12 protein-coding genes are annotated in these 11,760 nt (G+C 37.5%); 11 read left to right on the top strand and 1 reads right to left on the bottom strand.

What is annotated here, in order from left to right; translation table 11 throughout:
• Window positions 1–261 precede the first annotated feature (261 nt).
• The 11 genes from BMZ99_RS01355 to BMZ99_RS01305 all read left to right on the top strand — a co-directional run bounded on the left by BMZ99_RS01355 (window position 262) and on the right by BMZ99_RS01305 (window position 11,083).
• Entirely contained in the window at window positions 262–819 is a 558-nt protein-coding gene (locus BMZ99_RS01355) for an RNA polymerase sigma factor (RefSeq protein WP_090932195.1), read from the top strand.
• A 13-nt stretch (window positions 820–832) separates the two neighbouring features.
• Entirely contained in the window at window positions 833–1,864 is a 1,032-nt protein-coding gene (locus tag BMZ99_RS01350) for a hypothetical protein (RefSeq protein WP_090932193.1), read from the top strand.
• A 90-nt stretch (window positions 1,865–1,954) separates the two neighbouring features.
• Window positions 1,955–2,938: a hypothetical protein gene (locus BMZ99_RS26860; protein WP_245754760.1), complete on the top strand. Its 984-nt coding sequence runs from the start codon at window positions 1,955–1,957 to the stop codon at window positions 2,936–2,938.
• 84 nt (window positions 2,939–3,022) lie between these two features.
• Window positions 3,023–3,718 (top strand): SIMPL domain-containing protein, encoded by a 696-nt coding sequence (locus BMZ99_RS01340; RefSeq protein ID WP_090932191.1) that lies wholly within the window; start codon window positions 3,023–3,025, stop codon window positions 3,716–3,718.
• Between the two features lie 339 nt (window positions 3,719–4,057).
• Window positions 4,058–5,263: a phosphoenolpyruvate hydrolase family protein gene (locus BMZ99_RS01335; RefSeq protein ID WP_090932189.1), complete on the top strand. Its 1,206-nt coding sequence runs from the start codon at window positions 4,058–4,060 to the stop codon at window positions 5,261–5,263.
• Window positions 5,264–5,368: 105 nt separating this feature from the next.
• Window positions 5,369–6,580 (top strand): Tm-1-like ATP-binding domain-containing protein, encoded by a 1,212-nt coding sequence (locus BMZ99_RS01330; RefSeq protein WP_090932187.1) that lies wholly within the window; start codon window positions 5,369–5,371, stop codon window positions 6,578–6,580.
• A gap of 70 nt (window positions 6,581–6,650) precedes the next feature.
• A complete protein-coding gene (locus tag BMZ99_RS01325) occupies window positions 6,651–7,478 on the top strand; it encodes a phosphoenolpyruvate hydrolase family protein (RefSeq protein ID WP_090932185.1) in 828 nt (275 codons plus the stop codon).
• Between the two features lie 221 nt (window positions 7,479–7,699).
• Window positions 7,700–8,638, top strand: coding sequence for a DUF1848 domain-containing protein (locus BMZ99_RS01320; protein WP_090932183.1), 939 nt, complete (start codon window positions 7,700–7,702; stop codon window positions 8,636–8,638).
• A gap of 127 nt (window positions 8,639–8,765) precedes the next feature.
• Complete coding sequence (locus BMZ99_RS01315) at window positions 8,766–9,164, top strand: pyridoxamine 5'-phosphate oxidase family protein (protein ID WP_245754759.1); 399 nt, start codon at window positions 8,766–8,768, stop codon at window positions 9,162–9,164.
• Window positions 9,165–9,520: 356 nt separating this feature from the next.
• Window positions 9,521–10,360, top strand: coding sequence for a Cof-type HAD-IIB family hydrolase (locus BMZ99_RS01310; protein WP_090932180.1), 840 nt, complete (start codon window positions 9,521–9,523; stop codon window positions 10,358–10,360).
• A gap of 219 nt (window positions 10,361–10,579) precedes the next feature.
• A complete protein-coding gene (locus BMZ99_RS01305; RefSeq protein WP_090932177.1) occupies window positions 10,580–11,083 on the top strand; it encodes a ferritin-like domain-containing protein in 504 nt (167 codons plus the stop codon).
• Window positions 11,084–11,222: 139 nt separating this feature from the next.
• Here BMZ99_RS01305 and BMZ99_RS01300 read toward each other — a convergent pair whose 3' ends face one another.
• On the bottom strand, window positions 11,223–11,720 hold the full coding sequence (locus BMZ99_RS01300; protein ID WP_090932175.1) for a hypothetical protein: 498 nt from the start codon (window positions 11,718–11,720) through the stop codon (window positions 11,223–11,225).
• Window positions 11,721–11,760: the final 40 nt, after the last annotated feature.

Genomic DNA, 11,760 nt, shown 5'->3' with positions numbered 1-11,760 from the left:
ATCTCTTATTGCGAGCATAGCGAAGCAATCCCCTGCTTTTAAGAGATTGTTCACTCCGTTTGCAATGCAAAACCGTTGTGCAGGATTTGGATAGAGATTGGAGTATATGTAGTAGAGCAATGTCCTTTCTTAAAATGTAGCTGTTTTTTTATACGATAAACACGATTTGGGAAATGTATTTATAAGACGGCGTTACTTTTTAGCATTTATAACGTTAAAAGAGATAAGGAATGCTTTTTACTAGGAGGTGGTGATTGTTACGTGACTGATGAAAACATGTTGATTACAAAAGCAAAAGATGGAGATCGGGAAGCATTAAATACATTGATTTTACATTATTGGCAGCCGATCTATAGGCTCATATATAGTAAACTCGGTAATGAGGATGATGCAAAGGAATTGACCCAGGAAACGTTTATGAAGGCATTTCGCTCATTACCTGGATATAAAATCCTTGATGTATCGTTTAAAAGCTATTTAGCGAGAATTGCCATAAATGCAGTGACTGATTTTTGGCGTAAGAATGGGCGAACACCTCAGATTGTCAACCTTGCTGAATATCAGGAATCAATTTTAGATGCCAGAGAAAATCCCGAAGAATATATTTTGCGTATGGAAGGACAAGAGCAGATTGCCAATTTGGTTGAAAGTTTACCAGAGGAGCAGCGTCAGGCGATAAAATTACGAATTATTTTAGGGTTATCCATTCATGATGCTGCTATGCAAATGAATAAGACAGAGTCAGCAATTAAGATGCTTCAACAGCGAGCTTTGAAAAATTTACGTAAAATGTGTTTAGGTATCGGCATACTACAATGAGGAGGTGGAGCGGATGCTAAAAGATAAAGAATATGATCAGACAGAGGAACTTTCACAAGGTTTAGATCAGTTACATGACGGTAAACAGCCTGCTCTACAGGATGAGGAAGTGAAGGAATTGATAAAGCTAGCCGCCGCTGTTAAACAGTCTTATCAGCAAGAGGAGCTGCCAAGAGGATTAATTGGTGAAATGGCTGATACGCTGGCGGCAGAGTTAGGAGAAGAAAAGGTAAAACGCCGCAAAAATTGGCTATATGGTGGTTTTATCGGTACCATAGCCGCAGTAGTCATAGCCGCATTTGTACCATTCTTGCTGCCGCAGACACCTAATTCTAATATTGCGCAGACAACCGACGATGGCATAGAAAAGCAGCAACTTGCAGCGATTACTGATCAATCTGCGAATTTGGGCATTGCAGAACCGAGCAAGGAAAGTACTTCCAAACCGGTGAAACCGGATCAGCAGGAGGAATCCTCCAATTCTAACACAGCGGACAAAAAGGCTGCTGATTCTTTACCGATGGTAATTGCAGAAATTATCCAAGGGACAGAATCGCCGTCAAAAGAGAACAAATCAAATCAAGTTGCTGCTCTTCAGCAAGATGCACCGAAAGAGATAGCCATGCAAAGAAGGACATTCATGGATGAGAAGATAGTTGGCTCTACGAAAGCAGAAGATCAGAATCAGTCTGAAATTGCCGCAATGGTGGTTATACCGAACCTGGAAGCGCAGTCCATAAAAATAGATAATGTCCACAGAGTCGTGCAGCAAGTTTATAATATGGGTAGCAATGATGAAATTATCATTACGCAAAAAATACCAGATGAGAGTCAGGTAAAGAGTAAAGCGAAGATGAAACAAACCGCAGCGCAGGAGACTGCCCAAAGTGCAGCAATGGAACCTATTGTGAAAAAGGCAAGCGAGAGTACGAACAGTATCACAGTGAAAGTTGACAAATATGATATTACAATTGAAGGTAAAAAATCAGCAGAAGAACTGCAAAAGATTGCCGATTCTTTAACGGTAAAAGAAATAAAACCATAATGTAAATAAACGTAATACGATCCGTTACCTTTTGGATTGTATTGCGTTTATATCTATGAATGACTAATTGGTCATAAGGAGGAAAGAAAGATGAATAGGAACTTGAAGCAATTTGCTGCAGGGGCAGCTATCGCGACTTCTATTGGAATTCAGGTGTTAATGCCCGGATATGTTGATGCTGCTGTGAGAGCAGCTGATTTGGAACCTACTGTTTCTATCAGTGCAGAATCCATAAATCGTAATTCCAGCAAGATAGAATTAGCTAGCTCTCCAGAATTTCATACCAATCGGAAAGCGTATATAGGAGCGGGAGTGGAAGGTCTTGACTATGACAAAATGATCAAGTGGCAGCAAAATGTGGATGAAGGCAGAGAGCTTTGGCGTATTGATCCTATGCAGGTTGCAAGAGTAGAAGGTAAAAAATATGGATTTACGGAGCAGGATGGATTTTCAATAGTGAAGATCCTGCGCAGCAGCTCAATTTCCCGCTATGGGCAAATTGAAGTAGAGATCATACGCCAAGGCAAAATACATACCATGACCTTGGTAAAACCATTTGCTCAGCGAGATACAATTTGGACAACGTATAAGGTCGACGGCACCTTGGTTTATTCTGATAAGTCGGTAAAAACAAAGATATTGTTTAAAACGAGCAAGTATAAGGATTGGAAATTCTATCGGTCTGAGTATCCGCAAGATATGTTCGTTACTGCCATTGACAATCATAATGGACGGTTGACTTATAACGATCATATTTCAAAGGAGTTAATAAGCCAGTTTAAAGGATCAAAGTTTACAAACAAGCTTATTTTATTTGCAAATATGGGAGCGTCTTCAGCACAATCGGATATTGGCATTGAGAAAGTAACAATAAGCGGCAAGAATATGACTGTATATGTTCATACAAAAAGCCCGCATCCTGACCAGTTTATTACGATGAATATCATCTATCCAGATGATTACGTTGCGATTGATCGCAGCCTTATTGAAGGGCAGGGTACGATGAAGATCACTTTTGTTGATCAGAATGGTACGATTATAGGAAAAGATAAGCTAAAAATAAAAAAAGAATAATAGTAATGAAAAAAGCCGTTACTTATTTCAGAATTAGACGTTTTACATTATAGAAAGACAGTAATTTATTGGAGGTATATGAAAATGTTAAAAAAGCTTATTTTATTAATTGCTATGAGTGTATTAATCGCCGTCCCAGTCTTCGCAAATGAAGCTCCCAAAACAGTGATACAGCTAACTGGAAACAGCCAAAAAGAAGTTACTCCTGACGTTGCACGGATTACTTTTTCCATCAATTCCGTAAACGCTAAATTGGAGAAAGCAAAGAATGATAATACTCAAATAGCAAGTCAAGTATTTGCTAATTTAAAAGAGCAGGGAGTTACCCAAGAGCAAATCAAAACCAATACATACCAAGTGGATCCCGTTTATAACTATGAAAAAGAAAAATTGCCCAAGTTAGAAGGATATCGTGTAACCAATACTCTTGAAATTCGTACTTCAATTGATAAAGTGGGAGTTTTGGTGAATGAAATTACAAATGCAGGTGCCAACGAAATAAATTCCATCCGATTTGAAACAGCAAACGAAGCAGACAGTAAAAATGAAGCTTTAAAAGATGCAATTGGAGATGCTTTGAAAAAGGCAGACGTAATTGCAGCTGCATTGAATAAAAGAGTTGCGAATGTAACACTAGTCAATGAATCAGGTGTATTTTATCACCCTATTATGATGGAAAGCAGGATGTTAAAAGCCTCCAGCGATGGAGCAGCACCAAATATCCCAGCCGGAAAAGTAACTGTGGGAGCAACTGTACAGGTAACGATTGAACTGGAATAGAAATCAATTAGTACCTCGTCTGCGTTAAAACTATAGATCATTTAGTGAGGATTTTTTCGACCAGCAAGGCGGAGGAGCCGCGCAGATCGGGAATCTGTAAGGAGACGACAACGAAGCAGGACGGAAAAAGACTGCTAAAGTAGCAGAGTTTTTTAATGCAGATGAGGTACTGGAGTATACAACAGCGTAATGCTGCTTGTGTACTCTTTTTCGCTTCATATTGCTCTTTTATTGCCTTTACAGTATGATGAAATAGAAAAAATGATGAACTGTATGTAAATCATATCTTAAGAAAAATATAAAAATAGATCCTACTTTGGTCAAGAGGATGTGCCTAAGATGGCTTTTGAACGAAAACAAATAGTAGATAGATTGAAAGCTCAGATCAAAACGAAAGGTCATGTTATTGGTGTTGCGACTGGTGCAGGGCTTTCCGCCAAGTACGCTGCCAAAGGAGGAGCCGATCTTCTGCTGGCATTAAATTCTGGAAGATTCAGACAGATGGGACTGGGCTCTATCGCAGGCATGCTGCCCTTTGCGAACTGCAATCAGCTTGTTATGGAATTTGGTTCCAGAGAGATTATTCCAGCAATAAAAAATATCCCGGTTTTTTTTGGTCTTTGTGCTACTGATCCTACTATCAATCTAGAAAACTATATTGGAGATATACATGAAAAAGGTTTTTCAGGGATTAATAATTATCCATCTGTTGGAATGATTGATGGCCAATTTAGAGAGGCAATAGAAGAAGATGGGCTATCCTATAGTAAGGAAGTAGAAGCCATTCAAATTGCGAATGAAAAAAATATATTTTCGATTGCTTTTGTATTTGATGAAATACAGGCAAAGGATATGCTTGCTGCTGGTGCGGATGTTATTTGCGCTCATCTAGGGATCACCAAAGGAGGTATCCTTGGTGCTAAAAAAGTCCTTTCTCTTGATGCAGCTGCCAAGGTGGCAAAAAGTATCTTTGACGTATGTGATAAAATCCGGCCCGGAGTTATCAAAATGATCTATGGCGGACCAATTAATTCTCCTTTGGATCTAAAATATATGTATGACAATACGAATGTAATGGGGTATCTGGGAGGATCTGCTTTCGAACGTATTCCTTCTGAAGTCGCCATAACAAAAATAACGCGTGAATTTAAAATAGCTGGTATCCAAGATGATACCCTTGCTAAAATACTGGAGGGAATGACAGAGCATCATGATTATATTGCCTTTGTTAAAGAATATATTTCTCAAAATTATATGAACAAAATATCCTTTAGTGATTTGGCAATCGAAGCTCATTTATCTCGAACCTATTTAAGTGCCTTATTTAAAAAAGAAGTAGGTTGTACCTTTTCTGAATATATAACCCGATACAGAATTAACAAGGCAATAGAAATTATTACAAATAAAAAAATCCCCTTATCAGAAGTTGCCTTCGCTTGTGGTTATAGTGACTACGCCCATTTCAGCAAAGCATTTAAAAAAGAAACAAACTATTCTCCCCGAGAATATCTAAATGATACAAAAGGACATAAACACCATATTTAGATACATTTACAATATTCGAAATAAACAGTATTCTCTTAGTGAGAAAAAGAAATACTGTTTATATTGAATATTTTTCTTTTTTAAAGCTGGAATGGAGGTTATCACATGAAAACAGTTGCCATCGTAGGTACTTTTGATTCTAAAGGAACGGAGTTTGCTTATGTGAGAGACATTATCCAAGGATTAGGATTAAAGACTTTTACCATTCATAGCGGGGTTTTTGAACCCACATTTGCCCCAGATGTATCCAATGAAGAAGTAGCAAAAGCTGCTGGGGCAGAGATTCATGAAATTGCAGCAAAGAAGGATCGGTCTTTAGCAACAGAAATACTTGCTAAAGGTATGGAAAAACTAGTCCCTCAATTGTATGCTGAGGGCAAATTTGATGGTATTCTTTCTTTTGGAGGAAGCAGCGGTACGGCAATTGTCACTCCGGCAATGCGTGCATTACCTGTCGGTATACCAAAAATAATGGTATCTACTGTAGCTTCTGGAAATACTTCACAATATGTTGGAACAAGTGATGTAATCATGTATCCTTCTATTGTAGATATAGCCGGTATTAACTCCATTTCAGTGAAGATTTTTACGAATGCAGCATTTGCTATAGCAGGTATGCTTACCTTTGAGGGAAGTAAAGAGGTTGAAAAAAAGCCGCTAATTGCTGCTACGATGTTTGGCGTGACGACACCATGTATAAATTATGCTAGGGAATACTTAGAAAAAGAGGGATTTGAAGTCATTATCTTCCATGCAACTGGTATTGGAGGAAAAAGCATGGAAAATCTTATAGAGTCCGGTTTTTTTGATGGAGTACTGGATCTTACAACGACGGAATGGTGTGATGAATTAGTTGGGGGCGTTTTAAATGCAGGTCCACATCGACTGGAGGCTGCAGGACGCTGTAATATTCCTCAAGTTGTTTCAACAGGAGCATTAGACATGGTTAATTTCGGTCCATTCGAAACTGTTCCTAAAGAATTTCAGGGAAGAAATTTGTACAAACATAATCCGACAGTAACATTAATGCGAACGACGATAGAGGAAAATCGGCAATTAGGGGTAATCTTAGCAGAGAAGCTCAATCAAGCAAAATCGCCTACTGCACTCATGCTGCCCCTTAAAGGTGTTTCCATGATTGACGCCAAGGATCAGCCTTTTTACGGTCCCGAAGAAGATCAAATGCTCTTTTCCACATTAAGAGAAAAGATTGATAGGGATGTAGTGGAGCTAATCGAAATAGATTCTGATATTAATGATCAGAAATTTGCCATTGCAGCAGCAAAGAAGTTAATTGAGCTTATAAAGAAGGCTTGATTCAGATGGAGTCTTAGAGCGACTGGGTCATCGGATAAAAATAACCGGACATAACGAGGAGGAAAAGAAAATGGCATTAACTCGCAGCGAAGTATTAGCAAAACTTAAAGCTGAAGTAGCAAAAGGGAAAATTATTCTAGGAGCAGGCGCAGGAACTGGTATATCTGCAAAAAGCGGTGAAGCAGGCGGAGTGGATCTGATTATCATTTATAATTCCGGACGATACAGAATGGCTGGTCGCGGTTCTTTGGCCGGATTGCTTTCTTATGGGGATGCCAATCAAATTGTTGTGGACATGGGGGCGGAAGTATTGCCTGTAGTTAAACATACTCCTGTGCTTGCAGGAGTATGCGGAACCGATCCTTTTCGTTTAATGGATGTGTTCTTAAAGCAGCTAAAGAATTCAGGATTTGTAGGAGTTCAGAATTTCCCGACAGTCGGATTAATTGATGGCGTTTTCAGAGCAAATCTAGAGGAAACTGGTATGGGATATGACTTAGAAGTAGATATGATTAAGCAGGCTCATGAGCTTGACCTGCTTACAACACCCTATGTTTTTGATGAAGAGCAAGCCGTCAAAATGGCAAAGGCTGGGGCCGATATTCTAGTTGCTCATATGGGGCTAACAACCAAGGGAACGATTGGAGCAAAAACAGCCTTAACATTGGATGATTGTGTAAAGAAAGTTCAAGCCATATGTGACGCAGGAAAATCGATAAATCCTAATATTTTAGTGATTTGTCATGGAGGTCCGATTGCTGAGCCAGAAGATGCTCAATATGTAATTTCCAGAACGAAAGGGGTAGCAGGATTCTTTGGCGCATCCAGCATTGAACGATTTGCCACAGAAGTCGGCATAAAACAACAGGCAGAAGCATTTAAAAATATCAATATTTAAAATAAGTGATTGATATACTTAATTACTTTTAAAGACCATCTGAACTAAGGTTTAGATGGTTTTTTAATATGTTAAAATTTATAGTTAACAGAAGGTTAATCTTAGCATTTGGTAAATACTATAGATAAGGAAATTATCCCAAGCGCATTTGGGAAAGTTGCTAACCGTAAATATAGAAAGATTAAATACGAAAATTTTGCTATTGGTGGTGGTGATAGAAAATGATTATAAGTGCCAGCAGACGCACCGATATTCCGGCATTCTATTCTGATTGGATTGTTAATCGCTTAAAAGAAGGCTTTGTATATACTGTCAATCCCATGAATCCTAAGCAGGTTAGTAAAGTCCCTCTGACTGCTGATGTTGTAGATTGCATTGTTTTTTGGACAAAAAATGCCCAGCCAATGTTAAATAAGCTGGATATCATCAATGCGATGGGGTATTCTTATTATTTTCAATTTACGCTCACTCCCTATGATCATAGGATAGAACATCACTTGGCGGATAAAGCTAAAATTATGGAAGGATTTAAGGCATTGAGTGAAAAAATTGGCAGGCAAAGGGTAATCTGGCGCTATGACCCTGTTATTATAAGTAACAGTTTTTCTGTGGATTATCATCTTGAACAATTTTACAACATGTGCTGTTCCCTTAAGGACTACACAACAAAGTGTATTTTCAGCTTTGTAGAATTATATGCCAAAATAAAAAAGCGCACAAAAGATATCATCGATCAAGAGGTAGATTTTGAGAATCGGAATAAAATTGCTTGTGCCTTCTCTGAAATTGCAAAGGACCATAAACTTTCTTTAGAAACCTGTTCGGAGAAAATAGATTTTAGTAACTATGGTATTAGACATTCTTCCTGTATTAATCAAAAAACAATTGAAAATATCATCGGGTATACTATTAATGGGAAAAGAGATTTGAATCAAAGACCGCATTGCAGCTGTATCGAAAGTATCGATATTGGTGCCTACGATTGTTGTTCTCATGGCTGTGTTTATTGTTATGCTACATCGAATGAGAATAAGATTTACCAGAATATGCGGCAGCATGACCGTCAGTCGCCTTTGCTGCTTAATCAACTCTATTCAGATTGCAAAATAAGGGATCGCGTAGTAACCTCTTTAAAAAACGGACAGGTTTCATTGTTTTAATTTAGTATATACATATGGGCATACAAGATGGAGAGACTAATTAAGACGATGTAAGGATAAAAAATGACAGAGGTCAATTTTTAGTTGTATAATAGTTAGTAGTATATCAAAATGAAAAGGAGTAATTATGATGGATGAAGTTCTAAAATTTCTGAAAGATAACCCAACGTTCTATCTTGCGTCTATTGATGGAAATATACCCAAAGTAAGGCCTTTTGGATTTGTGATGAATTATGAAGGTAAGCTGCATTTTGATACCAGCAACCAAAAAGATGTGTACAAGCAGCTCAAAGCAAATCCACATTTTGAAGTATCTACAACGTCTCAAAGCGGAGAATGGCTTCGTCTGTCAGGCAAAGCTGTATTTAATACTAATAAGCAATCCAAACAGGCAGCTTTGAATTCTGCCCCTTTTCTCAGCCAAATCTATAGTGTTGATGATGCGATCTTTGAATTGTTTTATATTGAAGAGGCTGAGGCAACATTCCGTACAATGAATGGTGATTCTAAAACTGTTCGATGGTAATAGAAAAAGTTACATATTCTCTATCAAAGAATAAGAAATAATGGGGAGCTTTATGCTCCCCATTATTTCTTATCTTCAAATGATATCAGTTGACCTTTAGAATGTGAGCGTCATATCACACCATTGGGAACCATCATACGTTGATTTAGAAGGTCCATTATTATGTAGCCAAAAGTAATCGACTAGATGCTTTTGACACGTCAGAATGACACTTTTTCGTCCTGTAATCTTAGCGGCTCGAATCAAATGATTCTTAATTGAGCTGCAAGCGGGAATGAAATCGTAATGTGAGTACCTTTTGTATATACTATAGATAAAAGTAAAAATAAAATACATAAGAGAAGAAGGGGAGTTAGGTGGCATATAAATTAGTCTGTATTGATATTGATGGAACACTTCTCAATAAAAAGCATATGCTTACCAAAAGAACAAAAGAGATACTAGTGAAGGCACATAAGCTAGGTGTTCATATTGTCATTAGCACTGGAAGAATGTATACGGATGCAGAATACTACTCCAATCTTCTTGGTGTACAGTCTCCGGTAATAGCGTCAAATGGAGCATTTATAAAAGAAAAAAATAATGATAAAGTACTTTACAAGGATGTTCTTGGTTCAGAAGTATCACTCGAAATACTGAAGATATTTCGCAAACATCAAATAAAGCCTTATTTCTGTACACCCCATAAATTTTATTATGGTAATATTATGTTTAAAATCTTTTATTTAGGAAGTCAATTATGGGGTGTCAGAAACAATAAACTGGATCTGCAATATGTATTTTCTTGGGACCAGTGGCAAAAAGTATTACATAAAGAGCAAGATAATATTGTAAAAAGTGAAGTTATTTATAGAAATCCAGCGTTAGTTTCTGCCTTAAGGAATGAATTAATGAATGTGCCGCAATTAGAAATCGTCGATTCTTCAAGGTATAATATTGAAATTACTCGTAAAGGAGTTTCTAAAGGCAAAGCGGTAGCAATACTTGCAGAGTTTTATCAACTAAAGAGAGAAGAGATCATTACCATAGGGGATAGCGCTAATGATCTATCCATGATTGAATTTGCCGGTTTGGGGATTGCTATGGAAAATGCTTCGGAGCTTGTAAAGGCAAGGGCGGATTACATAACCGGCTCCAATGACAACGAGGGAGTAGCTAATGCTATTAATAAGTTTATTTTAAATAATCGCTTTTGAATAAAGAGTAAACATATCTATGAAACTAGAATGGATTGAAGAAATAAGCCTATGCAGAAAGCATAAAAATTGCTTGCAGGAATTTTATATTCTGTGGTAAATATAGGTAATAATAGCTTGATTTAAACGGAAGGCATCTAAATTTAAAAGCAGGATTCATTGGAAAGTGAAATCACCTAATATGATTATAAACAGAAAATGGGAGAGGGGTATAGCTGCATGGATATTTTTGATTTTGCATTGCAAATGGAATTAGATGGAGAAAAGTATTATCGAGATTTGGCTGATAAAGTAAGAGATAATGATCTTAAGACAGTCTTGGAAGGTCTTGCAGAGGATGAGCAGCGCCATTATAAAATTATTCAGTTAGCTCAAAGTCAAATATTCAATCCTATTTCGGATTCTTCTTTACATGATATGCCAAATGTGTTTTCTAGAAACAAAGAGAAAACATTTGTTCTGGAAACTGACCTTATTGCAAAGTTAAAAGACGAACAGTCTGATGTTTACCGGGCTGCATTACTAAAAGAAGAAGAGAGCGTTGCACTTTATAAAAGACTGCAAGAAGATTCAAATCATCCTGAGGCAAAGCTTATTTTTAAAAAACTGATGCAGGAAGAAGAAAAACATGTAGAAGTGATTGAAAATATTATTGAAATGCTAAACCATGTTAATGATTGGGTAGAAGCAGCAGAGTTTAATCCGAAAAGGGATGCATATTAATAAATAAGAAAGGCACTATACACTAGTGCCTTTCTTCATATCTTATAGGAGGCGAGGTCAAGTGCAGTCATACTGACAAGTCAGATCCAAGTTAGTAGAGAATGTACTTAACATAGATATTTTATTTAAGCATAGAGAGCTACTCTTTCAGTGATATAGTTAGACCGTTGCCAGTCACGTGTCTGCCAATGTGGAAAGGTATATCGCAGAAAACAGCACATGGACCGGCATAAAGTATATTACAGACATTGATAGCAACGCATGTGCCTACGGGGAATGTTGTTCCGGATATAACGAAATCTATGTCTTTAATGCAGTCATCGTGTACGTTGCAGGTAAATGAGCTGAGATTTATTGCTGCAGCCGATCTTGTCAGCTCTAGTAGAATAAATTCACAATCGTCCTCTACTTTAACATCAATGTCCAATTTTGGTGATTTACAGCATTTATCGTCTTTTTTACATTTTTCATCTTCGTGTTTGTGTTCGTGTTCATATTCGTGGTCTTTGTCGCAACAATCGTGTTCTGTCCGATCGCCTATCAGACCTTTAAACCGTCCAGTCAGTACCTGAAAATCCTTGAGAACCAAAGTTACATGAAGGCAACTGGCGAAATCGAAGTCTTTTGGGAATCCCATATTGATATCTCTCCTTTTTACAATTTGACTTACTGCTTAC

The sequence above is a fragment of the Pelosinus propionicus DSM 13327 genome, from assembly GCF_900114615.1.
GTDB lineage: Bacteria > Bacillota > Negativicutes > DSM-13327 > DSM-13327 > Pelosinus > Pelosinus propionicus.
Note: the sequence above shows the minus strand (reverse complement) of the source record. Positions and strands in the feature narration are given on the sequence as shown.

Coding starts and splice junctions, on each gene's coding strand:
- BMZ99_RS01350 (WP_090932193.1), top strand. CDS start 833: ATGCTAAAAGATAAAGAATATGATCAGACAGAGGAACTTTCACAAGGT.
- BMZ99_RS26860 (WP_245754760.1), top strand. CDS start 1,955: ATGAATAGGAACTTGAAGCAATTTGCTGCAGGGGCAGCTATCGCGACT.
- BMZ99_RS01340 (WP_090932191.1), top strand. CDS start 3,023: ATGTTAAAAAAGCTTATTTTATTAATTGCTATGAGTGTATTAATCGCC.
- BMZ99_RS01335 (WP_090932189.1), top strand. CDS start 4,058: ATGGCTTTTGAACGAAAACAAATAGTAGATAGATTGAAAGCTCAGATC.
- BMZ99_RS01330 (WP_090932187.1), top strand. CDS start 5,369: ATGAAAACAGTTGCCATCGTAGGTACTTTTGATTCTAAAGGAACGGAG.
- BMZ99_RS01325 (WP_090932185.1), top strand. CDS start 6,651: ATGGCATTAACTCGCAGCGAAGTATTAGCAAAACTTAAAGCTGAAGTA.
- BMZ99_RS01320 (WP_090932183.1), top strand. CDS start 7,700: ATGATTATAAGTGCCAGCAGACGCACCGATATTCCGGCATTCTATTCT.
- BMZ99_RS01315 (WP_245754759.1), top strand. CDS start 8,766: ATGATGGATGAAGTTCTAAAATTTCTGAAAGATAACCCAACGTTCTAT.
- BMZ99_RS01305 (WP_090932177.1), top strand. CDS start 10,580: ATGGATATTTTTGATTTTGCATTGCAAATGGAATTAGATGGAGAAAAG.
- BMZ99_RS01300 (WP_090932175.1), bottom strand. CDS start 11,720: ATGGGATTCCCAAAAGACTTCGATTTCGCCAGTTGCCTTCATGTAACT.